We start from the raw sequence: 23382 nt of genomic DNA on the forward strand, positions 1-23382 counted from the left end.
TGGCAGATGATTTCGAAGGGAAATGTATACACCTGTAGGAGCTGCCGAAGGCTGCGAATCGGGCATTCATGACACACCGCTTTCGCAGCCTTCGGCAGCTCCTACAAGGGATTAGTGTCGGGCACTTTACCGAACATGCACATAAGTCCCCGGTGCAGCCTCCATGGGCGTGTAAGTAGCGTTGCCCAACGCCATCTGGGTCTCGCGCTGGGTGCCTGAGCGGGCCTGTATCCATTCCAGCCAGGTTGGCCACCAGCTACCCTCATGGTTTTTCGCGTCGTAATACCATGCCCGTGGATCACTGCTGAGTTTGCCGTTCTCGACGTAGTTGGCTTTGGGGTTGCCCGGCGGGTTGAGAATGCTCTGCACGTGACCACTGTTGGAGAGCAGAAAGCGTCGGTCGCCGCCCAGCAGCAGGGTCGAGCGATAGACCGCATCCCAAGGGGTGATGTGGTCGTTGATGCCCGCGACGTTGAAGCTGTCCACGGTTACCTTCTGCAGATCAATAGGCGTGCCACAAACTTCCAGCCCGCCAGGGTGAGTCAGCGGGTTGTGCTTGAAGAAGTCCAGCAGGTCGCCGTGCAACGCAGCAGGCAAGCGAGTGCTGTCGTTGTTCCAGTACAGAATGTCGAAAGCGGGCGGTGCCTTGCCCAGCAGATAGTTGTTGATCCAGTAACTCCAGATCAGATCGTTCGGGCGCATCCAGGCGAAGATTTTCGCCATGTCCCGGCCGTCCAGCACACCTTGTTGATAGGAGCGCCGCTTGGCCGCCTCCAGGGTCGTTTCATCGATGAATAACGTCGCGGCACTTTCGATCTGACTGTCCAGCAGGCTGACCATGTAGGTGGCGCTGGCGACCTTGCGCAACTGGCGTTTGGCTTGCAAATGTCCTTGCAGCGCAGCAATCGTGAGCCCGCCAGCACAGGCACCGACCAGATTCACTTCTTTTGCGCCGGTGATGGCCCGGCACACGGCCATTGCTTCCTCTGTGGCCTGAACGTAGGTGGAAAGCCCCCACTCTCGATGCCGCACATCCGGGTTACGCCAGCTGATCATGAACGTTTGCAAACCATTTTTGAGGCAATACTGAACGAAGCTGTTGGCCGGGCTCAGATCAAAGATATAGAACTTGTTGATTTGCGGCGGCACGATCAACAGCGGCCTGGCGTACTGTTTTTCGCTCATCGGCTTGTACTGGATCAGCTCCAGCAGTTCGTTGCGAAATACCACCGAACCTTGGGTTGCCGCCACTGTGCGACCCACTTCGAAAGCGTCTTTGGTGGTTTGTCGGGGCAAGCCGTTGTTGTGGAGCAGGTCATCGAACATGTGACCAAGGCCTTTGACCACGCTATTGCCGCCGCTATTGAACAGCTCTTTGACCGCCATCGGGTTGAGCAAGGTGTTGGAGGGGGAGAGAGCATCGTTGAGTAGCGAGAAGATGAAGTGCGCTCGTTCGCGATCATCCTTGGACAGGTCGGTCTCATCAATCCAGTGTCTGACCTGATGCTGCCATGCCAGATAAGTCTGTAGCCCGCGACGATACAGCGGGTTCAGGCTCCAGGTCGGGTCTGTGAAGCGGGTGTCGCGCGCAGGTAACTGATAGGGCGTTTCGCCCAGCAGCATGACTCGGCCGACTTGCTTGCCGAGGGCTAGCGCGTGCCGGGCGCTGCGTAATGGATGCTGCAAGCCTTGGGCGGCGACCTTGCGCAACGTCGAAAACAAATCCTGGCCACGCAGGCCAGTAATCGCGCTTTGTGCATTGATGTAAGTCGCCGGTGTGGTCTCGGCGCCTTTTGTTGATCGTTCTCGCATGGGGGCAACACTCCTTCGTTGTGCCATCGACCGATACATCTGTGCAGACGCGTCCCTTGAGGGCATGCGTCGTTCTGCGCCGTACAACTTCCATTCAAACGGCGCAGTCGGTGAAGCGTTGGTGCAGTTCCGGGAATCCTCGTGTGTCTGTGATGATCAGTGTGCGCTGGGTGTCGGATGCGGATGCATCACGGCGCGCTGACGTTCCTGCTGGAGAAATTTCATGATGATGGGTGCGACTGCTTCGGCGCGGGTGATCAGGAACAAATGACCGTCATCGATTATGTGTAGCTGGGCGTTGGGGATCCGCCAAGCCAGGAGGCGCATATTTATCAGCGGGATCAGCGGATCGTCGTCGCCCGCCAGCACCAGTGTTGGCTGATGAATCTTGTGCAGCCAGTGGATACTGGTCCAGCCCATGCCTGCAAACAGTTGCCAGTAATAGCCCAGCTTGCCGGACGAACGGACCTTCGCGGCATGGTTGGCGGCCAGGTGGGGATCACGCCGGAAAGCACCGCCGTAGATTTCCGGCGCAATACGAATGACGTGAGACGGCTGGATGTAACGCCGGGGACTGGCCATCAACCAGAGCACTCGCGGTTTGCCCGGGACCATCACTGCACCCGCAGCCGTCGCCGCCAGCACCAGCTTTTTGCAACGCTCCGGGTAGTCGTAAGCGAACTGTTGAGCCAGAGCGCCGCCCCATGAAACGCCAATAGCGTTGACCTGACCGTAGTCCAGGTAGTCGAGCATGCGTGCAGCAAGTTTCGCCAGACCGGGAAACCGGTAAGGACGGCTGGGCGTCGAAGAGCCGCCGACACCGGGCACATCAAAGGCGATGATTTCCAGGTCCGGGTCCAGCGCGTCAACGAAAGGGAACACCAACTCCAGGTTGGCGCCTATACCGTTGAAGATCAGCAGTGGAGTCAGGTGACTCTTGCCGGGGCGTACAGCAGTCCGGATGCTGTGGCCATCCAGATCAATGGTGCGAAAAATAAACGGTTGCGGCATGCGCGAAGCCCTGTGGGTTAAACCGCTGGGAAAGCTGTCCTGCGCTTTGACCAGATCGCCCGAGGCCGGGCGCCGATGTGGAATGTCAGTGATTACTGTAGGAGCTGCCGAAGGCTGCGAAAGGGACTGAAAATGCTTCGCAGCCTTCGGCAGCTCCTACAGGTTTTCTGTCTGCCGCGAGATAGCTCCTTCCTTTGTAACGGCCATCGGCAGCCATTCCTGACTCCCACCCGTCGCATCAGCCCTTAGCGCTCATGCACATAGGTCCCCGGTGAAGCTTCCCCGGCCGGGAAAGCCTTGCTGCCCAGAATCGCCGGGGATTTTCTGAGTTTGCCGGAGCGTTCGCTCAGCCAGTTCTGCCAGTGCAGCCACCAGGAATCGGTGTGCTTGGTGCCGTTTTCCTGCCAGACCTTCGGATCGACCGGCAACTCGCTGTTGGTCATGTAGCGGGCCTTGGGGTTGCCGGGCGGGTTGAGAATGCTCTGGATATGGCCACTGCTGGACAGCACAAATTCAGTCTTTCCGCCGAACAGTCGTGCTGATTTGTAGCAGGAGCCCCACGGCGTGATGTGATCGTTGGTGCCCGCCAGACAAAAAACATCGCTGGTGACCTGTTTAAGGTCGATAGGCGTACCGCACACTTCAAGCGCATTGGGGCGGATCAGCGGATTGTTCTTGAACATCTCGATCAAGTCACCGTGGAAGGCGGCGGGCAGGCGCGTGGTGTCGTTGTTCCAGAACAGGATGTCGAACACCGGTGGCTCGTTGCCGAGTAGGTAGTTGTTGACCCAGTAGTTCCAGATCAGGTCGTTGGGGCGCATCCAGGCAAATACCTTGGCCATGTCGCTGCCTTCGAGTACACCCGCCTGATACGAGTGGCGCTTGGCCGATTCCAGCGTTTGCTCATCGACGAACAACGCGACGTCGGTGTCCAGCGTGGTATCGAGCACGCTGACCAGCAACGTCAGCGCATTGACCTTCTGATCGCCCAATGCGGCGTAATGACCGAGCAGCGCAGTGCAGGTAATGCCGCCTGAGCAAGCGCCGAGCATGTTGACGTCTTTGCTGCCGGTGATGGCCGTGACCACATCGACGGCCTCCTTCAGCGCATCGATGTACGTCGACAAGCCCCATTCACGCTGAGCCTTGGTCGGGTTACGCCAGCTGATAATGAACGTCTGCACGTTACTGCGCAGACAAAAACGCGCCAGGCTTTTTTCCGGGCTCAAGTCGAACACATAGAATTTATTGATTTGCGGCGGCACTACCAGCAGGGGGCGTTCATGCACTTGCTCGGTGATGGGCTTGTACTGAATCAGCTCCAGCACGTCGTTGCGAAATACTACCGAGCCTTCGCTGGTGCCCAGGCTCTTGCCGACTTCGAAGGCGTCCATGTTGACCTGGCTGGGCATGCCGCCGTTGTGTACCAGATCCTTGGCCAGGTGAGAAAGACCGTCGAGAACGCTTTTGCCGCCGGTTTCGAAGAAGCGTTTGATTGCTGCCGGATTGGCCGCGGTATTGGTGGGCGACATGGCTTCGGTCATCAGATTGATCACGAAGTGCCCGCGACTGATTTCCTGAGGGGAAAGATTGCTGTCGCCGATCCAGTCATGCAGTTCTTTGCGCCAGGCCAGATAGGTCTGCAAGTAACGGCGGTAAACCGGGTTCTGACTCCAGGCCGGATCGTTGAAGCGTCTGTCTTCCGGAGCAGGCTGCAGGGCTGATTTACCCAGAAGCACGTTCTTGAGTTCGACGCTCAAGTGCGCGATGTGTTTGGCGCTATGAAAGGGTTGTTTCAACGCCTGGCGCAGAACCATGCGGGCGGTGGTCAGCAAATCCTTGCGCCGCAGGCCAACCACCGGATTCAAACCCAGTGTGTGTTCCGAGGCTTGTTGCTGCAGCTCATCGTTGTTTCTGCTACTCATTCACGACGCTCCATTGTCCTGAGGTGAGTACCGCTTCCCTGTGAATCAGTGGACACAGGCAGATGCCGGTACTACTGCTCGGGTGACCGATGATGGCTAAACCGCTTATCCCTTAAGAGGTGGCCGTCGCGGTGGACGCGTGAAGAGTTGCGCTCCTTGCGACGACTTCTTGCAAACCTTTCAACTGCATTCGAGGGTGCAGGGAACTTGCCAAAACCATTGGTTACGCGAGATTGCGAAAAATCGCAAGCAGCACCCGTCATTGGCCGCTGCGCGGCACATTCAAGCAAAAGGAATTAGAAAGTGCGTCCTAAAACGCCGGGCGGCTCTGGGCCGAGGGTTAGAGCATCAGCCGAATGACTTGCTCGGAAGGGTCGCGGGATTTGCCTGCGTTTTTCAGCTCAAGCAAATAGTCGCTCCACAGGTCTTCCTGGCGTTGCGCCAGTTCGTAGAGGTATTCCCAAGTGAACAATCCGCTGTCATGACCGTCGTCGAAGGTCAATTTCAGTGCGTATTGTCCGGCGGGTTCGACTTTGGTCAGGCCAACCCCCAGCTTGCCGAATTGCAGAATCGGCTTGCCATGGCCCTGAACCTCGGCAGACGGCGAATGCACCCGCAGGAATTCTGCAGGCAGGTGATATTCCTCGTTCGGCCCGTACTTGAGAGTCAGGGTTTTCGAGGCTTTATGGAGCTGGATTGCGGTGGGGATTCGGGTCATGTAAAGGCCGTTACGTTCGAACGTATTACCGTGGGAGCGAATTCATTCGCGAAGGCGTCGTGTCAGGCACTGATGATGCAAGATGTGATGGCCCTTTCGCGAATGAATTCGCTCCCACGGGGGGGAGCGTCCGGCGTTAAAGAATATACCGCGACAGATCCTCATCCTTGGCCAGTTCGCCAAGATGACTGTTCACGTATTCTGCATCGATGCGGATCGGCGCTGCATCCGGATCAGTCGCCAGATCACCGGCGCTGAACGACACTTCCTCAAGCAGACGCTCAAGCAAGGTGTGCAAGCGACGCGCACCGATGTTCTCGGTCTTCTCGTTGACCTGCCAGGCAATCTCGGCGAGACGCTTGATGCCGTCGGCTTCGAACGCGATGTTCAAGCCTTCGGTTTTCAGCAGCGCGCAGTATTGCTCGGTCAGGGACGCGTGCGGCTCGCTGAGGATTCGTTCGAAGTCCTGCGGCGACAGCGCCTTGAGTTCCACGCGGATCGGCAGACGGCCTTGCAGCTCTGGCACCAGATCACTCGGCTTGCTCAAGTGGAACGCACCGGAAGCGATGAACAGGATGTGATCGGTTTTGACCATGCCCAGCTTGGTGTTGACCGTGCAGCCTTCGATCAGCGGCAGCAAGTCCCGCTGTACACCTTCGCGGGATACATCGGCACCGCCAACATTGCCGCGTTTGGCAACCTTGTCGATTTCGTCGATGAACACGATACCGTGTTGCTCGACGGCTTCCAGCGCCTTGGCTTTGAGCTCCTCTTCGTTGACGAGGCGACCTGCTTCCTCTTCACGTACCAGCTTGAGCGCTTCCTTGACCTTGAGCTTGCGGCTCTTCTTCTTGCCCTTGCCCATGTTGGCAAACAGGCTTTGCAGCTGGTTGGTCATCTCTTCCATGCCTGGCGGGGCAGAGATATCAACACCAACGGCTTCGCTGACTTCGATCTCGATTTCCTTGTCGTCCAACTGACCTTCACGCAGGCGCTTGCGGAACAACTGACGGGTGTTGGAATCGTTGCTCGGCGCGGCTTCTTCCTGAAAGCCAGTGCGAGCAGGCGGCAGCAGGGCGTCGAGGATGCGGTCTTCAGCCGCGTCTTCGGCGCGGTGGCGAACCTTGATGATTTCCTGTTCGCGCAGCAGCTTGATCGCCGCGTCGGCCAGATCACGAATGATTGACTCAACGTCGCGGCCGACATAACCGACTTCGGTGAATTTGGTCGCTTCGACCTTGATGAACGGCGCGTTGGCCAGCTTGGCCAGACGACGGGCGATCTCGGTTTTACCGACACCGGTCGGGCCGATCATCAGGATGTTCTTGGGGGTAACCTCAACACGCAGCTCTTCAGGCAGTTGCATCCGGCGCCAGCGATTACGCAAGGCGATGGCGACGGCGCGCTTGGCATCGTCCTGGCCGATGATATGGCGGTTCAGTTCGTGGACAATTTCACGGGGAGTCATTGACATGGTATTTGGCGGTCCTCCAGCTGATTCAGGTTCGGCATGGCCGCTGGTTGCAGCGGCCAGGGCGAGGCTTATTCAGCGAGGTCCTGCTCCTCAATGGTGATGTTGTGGTTGGTGAACACGCAGATATCGCCAGCGATATGTAGTGCGGTTTCGGCAATTTCACGCGCCGACAGGTCAGTTTTTTGCAGCAGGGCGCGAGCCGCAGCCTGGGCGAAAGCACCGCCCGAGCCCATGGCAATCAGGCCGTCTTCGGGTTCAACAACGTCGCCGTTGCCGGTGATGATCAACGACGCGTCTTTGTTGGCAACCGCCAGCATGGCCTCCAGACGGCTCAGGGAGCGGTCGGTCCGCCAGTCTTTGGCGAGTTCAACGGCGGCACGCACCAGATGACCTTGGTGCTTTTCGAGTTGCCCTTCGAAGCGTTCGAAAAGAGTGAACGCATCGGCCGTGGCGCCAGCGAAGCCGGCAATCACTTCACCGTGGTACAGACGACGCACTTTCTTGGCGTTGCCTTTCATGACGGTGTTGCCTAGAGAAACCTGGCCGTCGCCAGCCATGACGACTTTGCCGTGGCGGCGCACTGAAACGATGGTGGTCAAGGGAGAGTCTCCACACAGCGGGGCGAAAATGCCCTGGTGAAAACTCATATGGGGGTGTGGGAGGGGATTTCAACCGTGAGGGATGAGTGGCGCCGTCCACTGTAGGCGTGAGCTTGCTCGCGATCGACTGCAAAGCAGTCGTGAAATGGTGAATCCACCATTGTTTGAAGGTCGTGCCGACCTTATCGCGAGCAAGCTCACTCCTACAGGTTGTGTTCTCTCGCAGATTATTTACTACGCTGCTGCAACAACAAGTTACTAAAACCACCGCTTGCCAACTGCTTCTGGGCCACGGTCAGTTGCTCACGATTGCTGAACGGGCCAACCAGCACGCGGTACCAGGTTTCATCTTTGACCGTACCTGACTCAACGGCTGCGCTCTGGCCGAGCAGGATGATCTGCGCGCGCACCTTGTCGGCGTCTTCTTTCTTGCGGAACGAGCCCGCCTGCAGGAAGAACTGCGTGACCGCTGCCGGTTTCGCCACAGGCGGTGCCGGTGGCGGAGTCAGGCCGCTGAGCGCTGCCTGAGCGCGTGCAGTGTCGATCTTCGCGGCTTGCTCAGGTGTCACCGGCGCAACCACCGGTGGCGGGGTTTTCTCCGGCACGGCTTCGTTAGGCACGATGACTTCCGACTCCGGCAATAGCGTGTAGAAGTCGTACTTGGGCTTCACTGGCGCGGTCGGGCTTGGAGGCGTCTTGTTCGCCTCGGCGATTTTTGCTGCCTTGGCATCGGCCCGGACCCGCTTGATGTCATCGCCGCCCGGTTCGAGCTTCATCAGGAAAACGACGAAGGCACCGACGCTGAGACCGATTGCCAGCCACAGCCATCCAGGAATCGGCTTCTTCGCGGGTGCCTGATAACGGCTGGCGCCGCGCTTGGGAGCAGGTTTCTTTTTCGCAGCAGCCAACTTACATGCGCTCCAGAGTTTCCAGACCCAGCAGTTGCAGGCCTTGCTTGAGGGTGCGGCCGGTCAATGCAGCAAGGCGCAAACGGCTCTGCTGTTGTTCGGCATTCTCGGCACCCAGGATCGGGCAGTTCTCGTAGAAGCTGGAGAACAGGCCGGCGAGGTCATAAATGTAAGCGCACAGGACGTGAGGCGTGCCTTTTTCAGCGACGTTGTTGAGGATTTCCCCAAACTGCGCCAGGCGTGCAGCCAGCTCCTGCTCTTGTGGTGCTTCAAGGACGATCTGGCCCTTGGTGGCATCGAACGGCGTACCCAGCTTGCGGAACACGCCTGCAACGCGGGTGTATGCATACAGCAGGTATGGCGCGGTGTTGCCTTCGAAGCTGAGCATCTGATCGAAGTTGAAGCTGTAGTCGCTGGCCCGATGCTTGGACAGGTCGGCGTACTTCACCGCGCTGATGCCTACGGCCTTGGCGATGGTGCGCAGTTCTTCTTCAGGCAGCTCCGGATTCTTTTCCTTCACCAGGGTGTAGGCACGTTCCTTGGCTTCTTCAAGCAGGTCGATCAGTTTGACCGTGCCGCCATCGCGGGTCTTGAACGGACGGCCATCGGCGCCGTTCATGGTGCCGAAGCCCATGTGCTCGAGTTGCATGCCTTCGTGGACGAAGCCTGCACGGCGTGCAACTTCGAAGACTTGCTGGAAGTGCAGCGCCTGACGCTGATCAACGAAATACAAGGCGCGATCGGCTTTGAGCACGTTACTGCGATAACGGATCGCAGCCAGGTCGGTGGTCGCGTACAGATAACCGCCACCGGCCTTTTGCACAATCACTGGCAGCGGGGTGTCGTCGGCTGTTCTGAATTCTTCGAGGAACACGCACTGCGCGCCGTTGCTCTCAACCAGCAGGCCGGTTGCTTTCAGATCGGCAACTACGTTGGCCAGATCATCGTTGTAAGCACTCTCGCCCATCACGTCTGCCGGGGTCAGTTTGACGTTCAGCAGGTCATAGACTTTCTGGCAGTGCGACAGCGAGATGTCTTTGAACTTGGTCCACAGGCTCAGGCATTCAGCGTCACCGGCCTGCAGTTTTACCACCAGCCCACGGGCGCGGTCGGCGAACTCTTCTGATTCGTCGAAGCGTTTTTTCGCTGCACGATAGAAGTCTTCCAGGTCTGACAACTCGTCACTGGTGGCTGGCTGCTCTTGCAGATAAGCCAGCAGCATGCCGAACTGCGTACCCCAGTCGCCCACATGGTTCTGGCGGATAACGGTGTCGCCGAGAAACTCCAGAACGCTGGCAACGCCGTCGCCGATGATCGTCGAGCGCAGGTGACCTACGTGCATTTCCTTGGCGAGGTTCGGAGCCGACAAGTCGACCACGGTACGCTGCGCAGGGCCGGTTTTACGCACCGAGAGCTGGGCGTCGGCCAACGCAGCGTCAAGGCGTGCGGCCAGAGCCTGAGTGTTCTGGAAGAAGTTCAGGAAGCCGGGACCGGCGATTTCAACCTTGCTGATCTGCTCATCGGCAGGCAGCGCGGCGATCAGCTTTTCGGCCAGATCACGGGGCTTCATGCCGGCTGGTTTGGCCAGCATCATGGCGATGTTGCTGGCGAAGTCGCCGTGGGTCTTGTCCTTGGCATTCTCCACCTGAATCACTGGCGACAGGCCTTCTGGCAAGACGCCTTCGGTGACGAGTTGGCTCAGGGCTTGTTGGATCAGCTGGCGAATGGTGTCTTTCATGATGCTCTCTTTCGACCGCAAGCGCGGCAGCGCCTGGATGCGCGGGTGGAAAAACTGGGCATTATCCGTTGCCGGAGCCACCTTGCCAACCGCGTTGGATGTGCGGTTGTAAATTACGGTCTGTTGGAGCGAGGCTTGCCCGCGAAGGCGATATCAAGCTGGCGAAGATTTATTGAATGTGCCGACCCCTTCGCGGGCAAGCCTCGCTCCAACAGAAAAGCATTTCAACCCATCGGGTTAAATTTCTTAACGCCGGTGTCAGGGCTAATACAAATCCACCGGATCCACGTCCAGTGACCATCTGACCTGCCTGCCACTCGGCATTTGCTCAAGGGCCAGCAGCCAGGCGCTGAGCAGTTTGTGCAAAGGCGCGCGAGCATTGGACTGCAGCAGCAACTGGGCTCGATAGCGACCGGCGCGACGTTCCATCGGCGCCGGGACCGGGCCCAGCAGTTCAATACCGCCCAGACTCATGTCGACCAGCAATTGCTCGGCTTCGGCGCAGGCCTCATCAAGAAAACCTTCGGCCTGACCGGGTTTGTGCGCTTCTGCCCGTAACAGAGCCAGGTGCGCAAAAGGCGGCAGGCCCGCAGCGCGACGTTCGCTCAAGGCTTGCTCGGCGAAGGCAAAGTAACCCTGTTCGGTGAGCTGAATCAGAAGCGGATGGTCCGCCAGATGCGTCTGGATGATGACCCGGCCAGGCTCTTCAGCGCGTCCGGCACGGCCTGCGACCTGGACTATCAACTGCGCCATGCGCTCGCTGGCGCGGAAATCCCCGGAAAACAGGCCACCATCTGCATCCAGAATCGACACTAAGGTTACACGCGGGAAATGGTGCCCTTTGGCGAGCATCTGCGTACCGACCAGAATGCACGGCTGCCCACGCTGGATGGTTGCGAACAGTTGATTCATAGCGTCCTTGCGCGAAGTGCTGTCGCGGTCGACCCGCAGTACCGGGTAATCCGGAAACAGAATGGCCAGACGCTCTTCGGCACGTTCGGTGCCTGCGCCAACCGGACGTAAATCCACTTTGCCGCATGACGGGCACTGGCGCGGCACGCGTTCGACATGACCGCAATGGTGGCAGCGCAACTCGCCGGAGCGCTGATGCACGGTCATTCGCGCATCGCAGCGTGGGCAGCCCGACAGCCAGCCGCAGTCGTGACACAGCAGTGTCGGTGCAAAACCTCGACGATTGAGGAAGACCAGTACTTGTTGCCCAGCCTCCAGGGTCTGGCCGATAGCTTGTTGCATCGGTCCGGAAATACCACTGTCCAGCGGCCGGCTTTTCACGTCCAGGCGCATGAATTTCGGTTGCTGCGCGCCACCCGCCCGCTGGTTGAGGCGCAACAGGCCATAACGACCGGTGTAAGCGTTGTGCAGGCTTTCCAGCGAGGGCGTGGCCGAGCCGAGCACGATGGGAATGTTTTCCTGGCGGGCGCGCACCAGTGCCAGATCACGGGCGTGATAGCGCAGGCCTTCCTGCTGTTTATAGGAGCCGTCGTGCTCTTCGTCGATGATGATCAGACCGGGGTTCTTCATCGGTGTGAACAGCGCCGAGCGGGTGCCGATGATAATGTCGGCCTCGCCGTCCCGTGCCGCCAGCCAGGCATCCAGCCGGTCACGGTCATTGACTGCAGAGTGCAGCAAGGCGATGCGTGCGTTGAAACGCTGCTCGAAGCGAGCCAGGGTTTGGGGCCCGAGGTTGATTTCCGGGATCAGCACCAGCGCCTGTTTACCGGCTTCCAGGGTTTCACGGATCAACTGCAAATAGACTTCGGTCTTGCCGCTGCCTGTAACGCCTGCTAGCAGGAATGCGTGAAAACTGTCGAACCCTGCACGAATCGCCTCGCAGGCGGCGCGTTGTTCGGTGTTAAGCGGCAGTTCCGGCTGCGCCAGCCAATGCTCGTGCCGCGCCGACGGTGCATGGCTGCGCACTTCGACCTGCACCAGCTCTTTGGCCAGCAACAGGTTCAGGCTTTCTTTATTAAGCATCAGTTTGCTGAGCACCTGATGGGCAACGCCGTGAGGATGCTGGGCTAGCGTCATCAGGGCTTCACGCTGCTTGGGTGCCCGGGCGATCCGCGGGTCGTCCACGCCGGCATTTGGCGCGACCTGCCAGAATCGATCCTGGCGCGATTCCGCCGGTTCACCCTGGCGCAGCAGTACCGGCAGCGCCCAGCTCAAGGTGTCGCCGAGGCTGTGCTGATAATACTGAGAGGTCCACAGGCACAGTTTGAACAGTGAGGGCGGCAGAGGTGCTTGCTCATCGAGCAGGGCGATGGCGGGCTTGAGTTTGTCTGCGGGCACTTCGCTGTGATCGGCGATCTCGATCAGAATGCCGATCATTTCCCGACGGCCGAAGGGCACTCGCAGGCGCATGCCCGGCTGCAAGGCGCTGCGCAGCACTCCGGCGGGGGCTCGGTAGTCGAACAGACGCCGCAGTGGCGAAGGCAAGGCAAGGCGCAGAATAGCGTCGGGCACGCGGGGTTTCCCTGTTACGGTATGTGACGGATGCGCGATCTTAGCAGACGCAAGCGGACGACCGGCTTAAAGGTTTGCTTGCGCGATTTGCATTGTCTGGTAAGATTCGCGGCCTATTTACGTGCGGTATTCGACAATAGTGTTGGATGGCGGCACGCTAGCCCGAGGAAGTACCGATGAAAGCTGATATCCATCCAGTTTACGAAGCCATTGACGCTACTTGCAGCTGCGGCAATGTCATCAAAACCCGTTCGACTCTCGCCAAGCCTCTGAGCCTGGACGTTTGCAACGAATGCCACCCGTTCTACACCGGCAAGCAGAAGACTCTTGACGTTGGCGGCCGTGTTGACAAGTTCAAGTCGCGCTTCGGTGCGTTCGGCGCGACCAAGCCTGCTGCCAAGTAAGGTCGGTCGTTCTGGAAGGTCCAATGGATTTTTCCAGGCTGCTTAAAAAGGCGTCCCTTGCGGGCGCCTTTTTTGTGGCCGCGATTTGGCTGCCCGTCGCTCAGGCTTTGTGCCCGGCGCCATCTTCGCTCCCTGTTGCGCAGGTCGAGCGGGTGGTTGATGGCGATACCTTGCGCCTGGTCGATGGTCGTAACGTTCGCATGGTTGGCCTTAATACGCCCGAGACTGGCAAGAAAGGCCGCTCTGCCGAGCCTTTTGCCGAAGCTGCCAAGCGCCGTCTGCAAACCCTTGTGGACGAAAGCGACGGCGCGGTGAGTTTGCGTGTGGGTCAGCAGGGCAAGGATCACTATGGTCGTGTGCTTGCCAATGTCTATGATCGCAAAGGCGCGAATCTCGAAGCGCAGCTGTTGAGCGAGGGGCTGGGTTATCTGGTCGCCGTATCGCCTAACGTAGCGCTGGTGGATTGCCAGCAGGCTGCTGAGCGGGCCGCCCGTCAGGCAGGTCTTGGTCTTTGGCGTAACTCGCCGGTGCAACCGGCAAGCCAGATCGATAAAGGCGGTTTTGCGCTGGTCTCCGGGCAAATCGTCGATGTACAGCGTAATGGCGGCGGCATGTGGATTGAATTGCAAGGCTCGCTGGTGCTGCGTATCGCCCCTGATCTGGTCAGCCAGTTCGACCCCAAAAAACTGAATCGTATGAAAGGCCAGCGTATTGAGGCGCGTGGCTGGGTCGTTGACCGATCTCGTCGCGGTGGTCTCAAAGAGGGCCAGGCACGCTGGATGATGCCGATTACCCATCCTGCAATGCTTGATCTGTCAGCCCTCTGATTAGTTGCTGAACCCACTGTAGGAGCGAGCTTGCTCGCGATAGCATTCGGTCAGGCGATAATTTTTCGACTGAACCACTGCTATCGCGGGCAAGCGCGCTCCTACAGAAAAAACATTCCCGATCAGTCAGTTACATGTTGTTGGATGCCCGCCAGATTGTTGGCAAGGCGGTGTGCTAGCGCTTCAAGCTCCTCGCCTCTAAGCGTAAAGTCTTAGTCCTCGCCTATTGACAGTTGTGACTGGCCAGTCTTGTTAGGACTTTGCATCTTGCGTATCCTCGGCGGTCCGTCTGTCCCACAGTAAAAAAAGCGGAATGCCCACATGTCTGATTTGAAAACTGCCGCGCTTGAATATCACGCCAATCCTCGTCCAGGGAAACTGAGCGTAGAACTCACCAAGCCCACCGCAACCGCTCGCGACCTGGCCCTGGCTTACAGCCCTGGTGTCGCGGAGCCTGTGCGTGAAATCGCCCGTGACCCTGAGCTGGCCTACAAGTACACCGGCAAAGGTAACCTGGTAGCAGTTATTTCCGATGGCACCGCAATCCTTGGCCTGGGTGATCTGGGTCCATTGGCTTCCAAGCCAGTGATGGAAGGCAAGGGCGTTCTGTTCAAGCGTTTCGCCGGTATCGACGTATTCGATATCGAAGTTGATTCGGAAAGCCCACAGGCTTTCATCGACACCGTAAAACGCATCTCTATCACTTTCGGCGGTATCAACCTCGAAGATATCAAGGCGCCTGAGTGCTTTGAGATCGAGAAAGCGCTGATCGAACAATGCGACATCCCGGTTTTCCACGATGACCAGCACGGCACTGCGATTGTTACCGCTGCCGGCATGATCAACGCCTTGGAAATCGTCGGCAAAAACCTCGCTGACGCCAAGATCGTCTGCCTGGGCGCTGGCGCTGCGGCCATCTCCTGCATGAAGTTGCTGGTGAGCATGGGCGCTCGCATCGAAAACATCTTCATGATCGACCGTTCCGGCGTGATTCACTCCGGCCGTACCGATCTGAACCAGTACAAGGCTGTGTTCGCTCACGCGACTGAAAAGCGCACCCTGGCTGACGCCCTTGACGGCGCAGACGTGTTCGTTGGCTTGTCCGGCCCGAACCTGCTGAGCGCTGAAGGTCTGAAGTCGATGGCCAAGGATCCGATCGTGTTCGCTTGCTCGAACCCTGATCCAGAAATCGCTCCAGAGCTGGCTCACGCTACCCGTAGCGATGTGATCATGGCGACAGGTCGTTCCGACTACCCGAACCAGGTCAACAACGTGTTGGGCTTCCCGTTCATCTTCCGTGGTGCTCTGGACGTTCGCGCCAAGCGCATCAACGAAGAAATGAAGATCGCCGCGGCCAATGCCCTGCGTGAACTGGCCAAACTGCCAGTGCCTCAGGAAGTGTGCGACGCCTACGGCGGTATCAAGCTGGAATTCGGTCGTGAGTACATCATCCCGAAACCAATGGACTCCCGTCTGCTGGGCTTGATCGCTGATGCTGTTGCCAAGGCAGCCATCGAGAGCGGTGTTGCAACCCTGCCGTATCCAAAGCACTACCCGCTGACCAGCGTTGATGACGTTTTTAACGGCTAATCGCTGATTCAGAAACACAAAAAAACCCTGCAGCGATGCAGGGTTTTTTTGTGGTCGGGATTGGCGATCTATTCCCTGTGGGAGCGGATTCATCCGCGAAAGCGGCGGTACAGGCAACGCATATGCATTGAATGTAAGGCCTCTTCGCGAATGAATTCGCTCCCACCGGGGGAAGGTGTCGTACCCTCAGTTTAGCCAGACACATGACTTGTGGGAGCGGATTCATCCGCGAAGGCGGCGGTACAGCCGACGCCTATGAATGAATTCGCTCCCACCAGGGCTAGAACAAATCGATCGGCGCTGACTCATCCGCTGGCAGCGGGCTGCCCGGTGCCTGGCCGCCCAGTTCGTTGACGCTCGGTGGCGTGTCTTCGCTTTTGAACAGCTCGAAGAACGCGTTAGGCGTACTCGGCGTTGCTGCGCGGCCGCTGATCGGGTCAACACGCAAGCTCAGGATGCCATCCGGCTCAGCCTGCTGATGCGGTGGCTTGTCCTTGAGCGCGGCGCTCATGTAGTTCATCCAGATCGGCAAGGCAACGGTACCGCCAAATTCATGACGGCCCAGGCTTTCGGGTTGGTCGAAGCCTGTCCAGACGGTGGTCACGTAATCGGCGTTGTAACCGGTGAACCAGGCATCTTTGGATTCGTTGGTTGTGCCGGTCTTGCCTGCGATGTCCGGACGGTTCATTGCCAGGGCGCGGCGACCGGTGCCGCGCTTGATGACGTCCTGCAGCATGCTGTTGAGGATGAACGTGGTGCGCCCATCCACAATGCGCGGTGCAATGGCTGGCGCTTGAGGGTCAACGGGTGCGGCGGGTTGCGCCGGGCCCTCTGTAGACGAAGTAATCAACGCCGGGCCATTGGGTACCGCTACCGTGTTGGCGTGTGGAGCAGGCTGGTTGTCGACCGCTGGCACGCTTGGCGGGTTGGCCTCGAACAAGGTCACACCATCGCGGCTTTCAATGTTCTGGATCAGGTAAGAATTAACCTTGTAGCCGCCGTTGGCGAACGCCGACCAGCCTGTGACGATTTCCATCGGCGTCAGGGTTGCTGTGCCCAGTGCAAGCGACAGGTTGCGCGGCAGATCGCTCTTGTTGAAGCCAAAGCGCGTGATGTAGTCGATTGACGTATCGATGCCCAGTTGTTGCAGCAGGCGGATAGACACCAGGTTACGCGACTTGTACAGCGCTTCACGCAGGCGGATCGGGCCGAGGAAGGTGTTTGTGTCGTTCTTCGGACGCCACACCTTATCGAGGTATTCGTCAACGAACACGATTGGCGCGTCGTTCACCAGGCTCGACGCGGTGTAGCCGTTGTCCAGTGCGGCGCTGTACAGGAACGGCTTGAAGCTCGAACCTGGCTGACGCTTGGCTTGCAGGGCGCGGTTGTAGTTGCTCTGCTCGAAGGCGAAGCCACCGACCAGCGCGCGAATCGCACCATTCTGCGGATCAAGGGAAACCAGTGCGCTTTGTGCGGCAGGAATCTGACTGAACTTGAGAGAGCCATTTTCCTGACGTTGCAGGCGAACCAGATCGCCGACATGCGCTACGTCAGCAGGCTGTTTTGGGTTAGCGCCCAGACTGTTGGTATTCAGATACGGACGTGCCCATTTCATGCTTGCCCAATCAACAGTCTCTTCTTTTTCACCCGTACGCGTGAGGACGCGCAGACCGGTCTTGTCGACCTGGGTGACGATGGCTGGCTCCAGGCCACTGATAGGACGTTGTTTAGTCAGCTCTTGCACCCAGCCTTCGCGGGTCATGCCCGGGAAGCGGCTTTCAGGGCCGCGATAGCCGTGGCGCTGGTCATATTCGATCAAGCCTTCCTGGACAGCAGTGTTGGCGTGTTCCTGCAGGTCGCTCGGTACGGTTGTAGTGACGCGGAAGCCTTCTGTATAGGCGTCGCTGCCATAGCGACCGACCATTTCCGCGCGGGCCATTTCGGCAATGTAAGGCGCGTTAACTTCCGGCGTTGGTACGTGATAACTGGCATTAAGCGGTTCAGTGAGGGCGGTCTGATAAGCGTTCTGGTCAATCTTGCCCAGCTTGTACATGCGGCCCAGAATCCAGTCCCGACGCTCTTTGGCGCGAGTTGGATTGGCCAGCGGATTGAAGCGCGAAGGTGCTTTGGGCAGGCCGGCAATCATCGCCATTTGCGCAAGACTTACGTCGCGGATCGATTTGCCGTAATACACTTGCGCCGCCGCTTCGATCCCGTAAGCCCGATTGCCCAGGTAGATCTTGTTGACGTACAGCTCAAGAATTTCGTCTTTGGTCAGTTGGCGCTCAATTTGCAGAGCAAGAAGAATCTCGGTGGTTTTGCGCGAAAAACTGCGCTCACTCGTCAGAAAATAGTTCTTTGCGACCTGCATGGTGATGGTGCTGCCACCCGACTGGATATGGCCACTTTTCACGAGTTGCGAAGCTGCACGCATCAAACTGCCGGGGTCGACGCCGTAGTGATTGGCGAAGTTGTCGTCTTCGGCCGAGAGCAAGGCGTTGATGAAGTTCGGCGGGATCTCGGCAAAGCGGATCGGGGTACGGCGCATTTCGCCAAACTCCGCGATCAACTTGCCATCGCTGCTGTAAACGCGCAGAGGAATTTGCAGCTGGATGCTGCGCAACGCTTCAACAGACGGAAGGTTCGGACTCAGGTAAAGGAAGGCACCGCTGAGGCCGAGTAACAGCGCACAGAACACGGCAACGAGAGACCACCACAAAAACTTCAGCAGGCGTATCAAGGCTTTTAGGTTTCCAGAATAAAGAACAGAAAAAAGAATGAGTTAAGCGCGGACACACACAAACAGACACGCCTTGAAGCTTGGTTAAACGAAAAAAACGCTGGGCATTATAAGCATTTTTCGTCCCCGAGCGTTATTTGCGCTACTGTCAAGAATGCCGACGGTGGCGTTGGACAACAAATAATCCGTAAGTGACGGAAACTCATAGGAAACAGGTTGTGTTCGAACTCTTCGGTAAGAAGGCCAACACCCTTCTAGGGATCGATATTAGCTCTACATCGGTGAAGCTCCTTGAATTGAGTCGTTCCGGCACACGCTACAAGGTCGAGTCTTACGCGGTCGAACCGCTTCCGGCGAATGCCGTGGTCGAAAAGAATATTGCCGAGCTTGAAGGTGTCGGCAATGCGCTGTCGCGCGTACTGATCAAGGCCCGCACAGGCGTCAAATCTGTGGCGGTTGCCGTGGCGGGTTCGGCAGTGATCACCAAGACGATTGAAATGGATGCTGGCCTGTCCGACGACGACATGGAAAACCAGCTGAAAATCGAGGCCGATCAGTACATTCCTTATCCGCTGGAAGAAGTCGCAATCGATTTCGAGGTTCAAGGCTATTCGGTACGCAATCCTGAACGGGTCGAAGTCCTGCTGGCTGCCTGCCGCAAAGAAAATGTCGAGGTGCGCGAAGCTGCCCTGGCACTCGCGGGCCTCACCGCGCGAGTCGTCGATGTTGAGGCTTACGCGCTGGAGCGCGCTTTTGGTTTGTTGGCGGCGCAGTTGGGCAATGGTCATGATCAACTGACCGTGGCGATCGTCGACATCGGCGCAACCATGACCACGCTGAGCGTGTTGCACAAAGGCCGCATCATTTATACCCGCGAGCAGTTGTTCGGTGGGCGTCAGCTCACTGAAGAGATTCAGCGCCGTTATGGCCTGTCAGTGGAAGAGGCCGGGCTGGCGAAGAAGCAGGGCGGTCTGCCGGATGATTACATCTCCGAAGTCTTGCAGCCGTTCAAGGACGCCGTGGTGCAACAAGTGGCCCGGTCGCTGCAGTTTTTCTTCGCCGCAGGGCAATACAACTCGGTCGACTACATCATGTTGGCCGGTGGCACCGCCTCGGTTTCCGGCCTGGATCACTTGGTTCAGCAGCGCATCGGCACGCCGACCCTGGTTGCCAACCCGTTTGCGGACATGGCGTTGGGGGCCAAGGTCAATGCTGGCGCCCTTGCCAGTGACGCACCTGCTTTGATGATCGCATGCGGTCTGGCCCTGAGGAGCTTCGACTGATGGCCCGGATTAACCTTCTCCCCTGGCGTGAACAGCTCCGCGAGGAACGCAAGAAGCGTTTCCTCATTGCTCTGGCTGGCGTATTTGTCGCTTCGGTCGGTGCGTTGTTCATGGTCGATCAGTATTTGAGTAGCGCGATTACCCATCAGGCGGCGCGTAATGCATTCATTCAGAACGAAGTCGTCCAGCTCGATGAGCGCATCAGAGAGATCAGTGATTTGCGAGCTAGGCGCAAACAGTTGCTGGAGCGTATGAAAATTATCCAGGACCTGCAGGGCAACCGTCCGATCATCGGTCGGGTGTTTGACCAGATGGCGCGTACTCTGCCGGACGGGGTGTACTTCTCGAACGTGAAGATGGCTGACAACCTCATCAGTATCACTGGCGCGGCCGAATCGAATAATCGCGTCTCGGACCTGATGCGTAATCTGGACGCCTCCGACTGGCTTGAAGCGCCGAGCCTGACTGAAGTCAAGGCAACCACCGCTGGCGCGCTGGACCAGGCCAACGTGTTCCAGTTGACAGTGCGCCAGACCCAGCCGGGCATTGATGGAGCCAAGCCATGAATCTTTCTGAGTCGCTGGAAGGGCTGCGCCGGATCGACCTTGGCGACCTTGACGTCAACAACCTTGGCTCATGGCCTGCTGCGGTCAAGGTCGTGGCTGGCATGTTGTTGATGGTGCTGGTGCTCGCTCTGGGCTACTTCTTCTACATTCAGGATCTTGAGAGTCAGCTCGATGCTGCACGCGCCAATGAGGGCACGCTCAAGGAGCAGTTCACCAACAAGGCCTTCCAGGCCGCGAACCTGCAACCTTACAAAGTGCAGATGACGGAGATGGAAAACACTTTCGGCGCTTTGCTGAGGCAATTGCCCAGCGACACCGAGGTGCCTGGCCTGCTTGAGGACATCACCCGGACGGGGTTGGGCAGCGGACTGGAGTTCGAAGAAATCAAATTGCTGCCCGAGGCTGCTCAGCAGTTTTACATCGAGTTGCCGATTCAGATCACCGTGGTAGGCGCTTATCACGACCTGGCAACTTTTGTCAGTGGTGTCGCGAGCTTGCCGCGGATCGTGACCCTGCACGACTTTGAGATCAAACCTGTGGACGCTTCCAATCCCTCCAGGTTGCGCATGAACATTCTTGCCAAGACCTATCGCTACAACGATGAGGGGCTCAAGAAATGAAGCGGGCGCGATTGTTGTGCGCCAGTGTGGCGTTGATCAGCCTGGCCGGTTGCAACGGTGACTCGTCGTTCGCCGACCTGACAAGCTTCATGGATGAGGCGCGTGCCCGCCCTACGGGCACTATCGAGCCGCTGCCCAAGTTTCGTCCGTATGAAGCGTTCACCTATAACGCGGCTAATATGCGCAGCCCGTTTCAGCCACCGATAAAGGCTGATCTGGTCAATCGCTTGAAAGGCTCGCGATTGGTTGCACCTGATGAGACCCGGCCGAGGCAGTTTCTGGAAGGTTTCAATATCGAAACCTTTGAGATGGTCGGTACGATGGCTAATGACACCGGGACCTTTGCCTTGCTTAAAGGCGCTGGAGGCGTATATCGGGTGAAGGTGGGCGACTATCTGGGGCGTAACAATGGCCGGATTGTCTCAGTCGATGAGTCTCGGGTTGATGTCGTCGAAATTGTTCCTGACGGAGAGGGGGCATGGTTGGAAAGGCCGCGCAGTATTTCCCTGAAAGAACGCTCATGAAACGAGCACAGCCAAGCACGCAAAACACCCTCGGGTTTGCAGGACGGAAAATGATCATGACCAGGATTCTTTCGGCTATCGGTGTATCGCTATGGATTGCGATGATTTCGCCGGTGCTCCAGGCCGCCACTCTTAAAACGCTGGATGTGGCTGCATTGCCCGGAGACAGGATCGAACTCAAGCTGAGTTTCGACTCCCCAGTGCCAGCGCCCAAAGGCTACACCACCGAGCAGCCAGCCCGGATCGCACTGGATCTGCCGGGAGTTACCAGTCAGTTGGCGACCAAGAGCCGTGAGTTGGGCAGTGGTAACGCCCGTAGCGTGGTGGTGGTTCAGGCTCAGGATCGCACGCGGGTCATCATCAACATGACGGCGCTCGCGCCCTACAGCTCGCGGGTTGACGGTAATAATCTGTTTGTCGTGATTGGCCAGGGTGCCGCAGCGGCACAGGCCTCGCAGCCGACCACTGCACAGGGCGCCGCACGGGTTGCCGTGCCACCACCAACCCCGGCGAAGCCCAAGGCCTATGCGCCCGTCGGCAAGGCAATCAGGAATGTCGATTTCCAGCGTGGCGAGTTGGGTGAAGGTAATGTGATCATTGATCTGACCGACTCCAGCGTCGCCCCTGATATTCAGGAGCAGGGCGGCAGAATTCGTGTTGATTTCGCCAAAACCCAATTGCCTGAAAAGCTGCGCGTGCGCCTGGACGTCAAGGACTTCGCCACCCCGGTGCAGTTCGTCAATGCCAGTGCTACCGGCGATAAGGCCAGTATCACCATTGAGCCTTCAGGGCCGTATGATTATTCGGCCTACCAGACCGAGGGCAAACTGACCATCAGTGTGCGTCCGTTGACCAACGAGGATCTGGACCGTCGCAATGCTGAAAAACTGGTCTACACCGGTGAAAAGCTCTCGCTGAACTTTCAGGACATCGACGTGCGTTCGGTGCTGCAGCTGATCGCCGACTTCACCAGCCTCAACCTGGTGGCCAGTGACACGGTGCAAGGCGGCATCACGCTGCGTCTGCAGAACGTGCCCTGGGATCAGGCGCTGGACCTGGTGCTGAAAACCAAAGGCCTGGACAAACGCAAGATCGGTAACGTGCTGCTGGTGGCACCGGCCGACGAAATCGCGGCTCGCGAGCGTCAGGAACTTGAGTCGCTCAAGCAGATTGCCGAGTTGGCACCGCTGCGCCGTGAACTGTTACAGGTCAACTACGCCAAGGCTGCGGATATCGCCAAGCTGTTCCAGTCGGTGACCAGTGCCGAGTCGAAAATCGATGAGCGCGGCTCGATTACCGTGGATGACCGCACCAACAACATCATTGCCTACCAGACTCAGGACCGTCTGGACGAACTGCGCCGTATCGTCTCCCAGCTGGACATTCCGGTGCGTCAGGTGATGATCGAAGCGCGAATTGTTGAGGCCAACGTCGGTTACGACAAGGCGCTCGGGGTGCGCTGGGCGGGCGACACCAACCGCAACAACAACCACAAGTGGAGTGGTTATGGCCTGGATGACAATGGTGACGAAGCCGGTAACACGGGAGATGCGCTGACTTCCAATGTGCCATTCGTCGATCTGGGCGCAGCCAACGCAACCTCCGGCATCGGTATCGCGTTCATGACCGATAACGTTTTGCTTGACCTTGAACTCAGCGCCATGGAGAGGACCGGTAACGGCGAAATCGTCTCGCAGCCCAAGGTCGTGACCTCGGACAAGGAAACCGCGAAGATTCTGAAAGGCACCGAGATTCCTTATCAGGAATCCAGCTCCAGTGGCGCTACCACCGTGTCTTTCAAAGAGGCCTCGCTGTCGCTGGAAGTGACTCCGCAGATCACCCCGGACAACCGCATCATCATGGAAGTCAAAGTCACCAAGGATGAGCCGGATTACCTCAATACCGTGCTGGGTGTGCCGCCTATTCGCAAAAACGAAGTCAACGCCAAGGTGCTGGTTGCCGACGGCGAAACCATCGTAATTGGTGGTGTGTTCTCCAATACGCAAAGTAAAGTTGTCGATAAGGTGCCATTTCTTGGCGATGTGCCGTATGTTGGCCGCCTTTTCCGGCGCGATGTGGTCTCGGAGGCAAAATCCGAGCTGCTGGTGTTCCTCACTCCGCGTATCATGAACAACCAGGCGATTGCTGTGAGTCGTTGA

Annotated in this window: 18 protein-coding genes; 8 read left to right on the top strand and 10 right to left on the bottom strand. The window is 58.1% G+C overall.

Features of this window, described 5'->3' with window-relative positions:
• Positions 1 to 126 precede the first annotated feature (126 nt).
• The 9 genes from phaC (EE949_RS10060) to EE949_RS10105 form a co-directional block, all read right to left on the bottom strand.
• Positions 127 to 1812: a class II poly(R)-hydroxyalkanoic acid synthase gene (gene phaC, locus EE949_RS10060; protein ID WP_122664137.1), complete on the bottom strand. Its 1686-nt coding sequence runs from the start codon at positions 1810 to 1812 to the stop codon at positions 127 to 129.
• Positions 1813 to 1968: 156 nt separating this feature from the next.
• Entirely contained in the window at positions 1969 to 2823 is an 855-nt protein-coding gene (gene phaZ / locus EE949_RS10065) for a poly(3-hydroxyalkanoate) depolymerase (protein WP_122664138.1), read from the bottom strand.
• Between the two features lie 245 nt (positions 2824 to 3068).
• Positions 3069 to 4748, bottom strand: coding sequence for a class II poly(R)-hydroxyalkanoic acid synthase (phaC, locus tag EE949_RS10070; RefSeq protein WP_122664139.1), 1680 nt, complete (start codon positions 4746 to 4748; stop codon positions 3069 to 3071).
• Between the two features lie 340 nt (positions 4749 to 5088).
• Complete coding sequence (locus EE949_RS10075) at positions 5089 to 5466, bottom strand: gamma-butyrobetaine hydroxylase-like domain-containing protein (protein WP_122664140.1); 378 nt, start codon at positions 5464 to 5466, stop codon at positions 5089 to 5091.
• Between the two features lie 136 nt (positions 5467 to 5602).
• On the bottom strand, positions 5603 to 6940 hold the full coding sequence (gene hslU, locus EE949_RS10080) for an HslU--HslV peptidase ATPase subunit (protein ID WP_122664141.1): 1338 nt from the start codon (positions 6938 to 6940) through the stop codon (positions 5603 to 5605).
• Between the two features lie 68 nt (positions 6941 to 7008).
• On the bottom strand, positions 7009 to 7539 hold the full coding sequence (hslV, locus tag EE949_RS10085) for an ATP-dependent protease subunit HslV (RefSeq protein WP_027901992.1): 531 nt from the start codon (positions 7537 to 7539) through the stop codon (positions 7009 to 7011).
• A gap of 227 nt (positions 7540 to 7766) precedes the next feature.
• Positions 7767 to 8447, bottom strand: a complete 681-nt coding sequence (locus EE949_RS10090; protein ID WP_122664142.1) for an SPOR domain-containing protein — start codon at positions 8445 to 8447, stop codon at positions 7767 to 7769.
• A gap of 1 nt (position 8448) precedes the next feature.
• Positions 8449 to 10185, bottom strand: a complete 1737-nt coding sequence (gene argS, locus EE949_RS10095) for an arginine--tRNA ligase (protein ID WP_122664143.1) — start codon at positions 10183 to 10185, stop codon at positions 8449 to 8451.
• Between the two features lie 264 nt (positions 10186 to 10449).
• Positions 10450 to 12669: a primosomal protein N' gene (locus tag EE949_RS10105; protein WP_122664145.1), complete on the bottom strand. Its 2220-nt coding sequence runs from the start codon at positions 12667 to 12669 to the stop codon at positions 10450 to 10452.
• A 176-nt stretch (positions 12670 to 12845) separates the two neighbouring features.
• Here EE949_RS10105 and rpmE point away from each other — a divergent pair, with 176 nt between their 5' ends.
• The 3 genes from rpmE (at position 12846) to EE949_RS10120 (ending at position 15490) form a co-directional block, all read left to right on the top strand.
• The gene (rpmE, locus tag EE949_RS10110; RefSeq protein WP_122664146.1) at positions 12846 to 13073 is read left to right on the top strand and encodes a 50S ribosomal protein L31; all 228 of its coding nucleotides are present in this window, start codon (positions 12846 to 12848) and stop codon (positions 13071 to 13073) included.
• 23 nt (positions 13074 to 13096) lie between these two features.
• On the top strand, positions 13097 to 13900 hold the full coding sequence (locus EE949_RS10115; protein ID WP_122664147.1) for a thermonuclease family protein: 804 nt from the start codon (positions 13097 to 13099) through the stop codon (positions 13898 to 13900).
• 321 nt (positions 13901 to 14221) lie between these two features.
• Positions 14222 to 15490, top strand: coding sequence for a malic enzyme-like NAD(P)-binding protein (locus EE949_RS10120; RefSeq protein ID WP_122664148.1), 1269 nt, complete (start codon positions 14222 to 14224; stop codon positions 15488 to 15490).
• Between the two features lie 280 nt (positions 15491 to 15770).
• On the opposite strand, the gene EE949_RS10125 is transcribed toward EE949_RS10120, so the two are convergent.
• A complete protein-coding gene (locus EE949_RS10125) occupies positions 15771 to 18230 on the bottom strand; it encodes a penicillin-binding protein 1A (RefSeq protein ID WP_122664149.1) in 2460 nt (819 codons plus the stop codon).
• Positions 18231 to 18448: 218 nt separating this feature from the next.
• Between EE949_RS10125 and EE949_RS10130 the strand changes: the two genes are divergently transcribed.
• The 5 genes from EE949_RS10130 to pilQ are packed head-to-tail and all read left to right on the top strand — an operon-like array spanning position 18449 to position 23382.
• Positions 18449 to 19513, top strand: coding sequence for a pilus assembly protein PilM (locus tag EE949_RS10130; RefSeq protein WP_122664150.1), 1065 nt, complete (start codon positions 18449 to 18451; stop codon positions 19511 to 19513).
• Positions 19513 to 20079, top strand: a complete 567-nt coding sequence (locus tag EE949_RS10135; protein WP_122664151.1) for a PilN domain-containing protein — start codon at positions 19513 to 19515, stop codon at positions 20077 to 20079. Before EE949_RS10130 ends, EE949_RS10135 begins: the two co-directional genes overlap by 1 nt.
• Positions 20076 to 20699 (top strand): type 4a pilus biogenesis protein PilO, encoded by a 624-nt coding sequence (pilO, locus tag EE949_RS10140; RefSeq protein WP_122664152.1) that lies wholly within the window; start codon positions 20076 to 20078, stop codon positions 20697 to 20699. Before EE949_RS10135 ends, pilO begins: the two co-directional genes overlap by 4 nt.
• Positions 20696 to 21223 (top strand): type 4a pilus biogenesis lipoprotein PilP, encoded by a 528-nt coding sequence (pilP, locus tag EE949_RS10145; RefSeq protein ID WP_122664153.1) that lies wholly within the window; start codon positions 20696 to 20698, stop codon positions 21221 to 21223. Before pilO ends, pilP begins: the two co-directional genes overlap by 4 nt.
• A gap of 56 nt (positions 21224 to 21279) precedes the next feature.
• On the top strand, positions 21280 to 23382 hold the full coding sequence (gene pilQ / locus EE949_RS10150) for a type IV pilus secretin PilQ (RefSeq protein ID WP_162874640.1): 2103 nt from the start codon (positions 21280 to 21282) through the stop codon (positions 23380 to 23382).

The sequence above is a fragment of the Pseudomonas viridiflava genome (assembly GCF_900602065.1).
Classification (GTDB): Bacteria; Pseudomonadota; Gammaproteobacteria; order Pseudomonadales; family Pseudomonadaceae; genus Aquipseudomonas.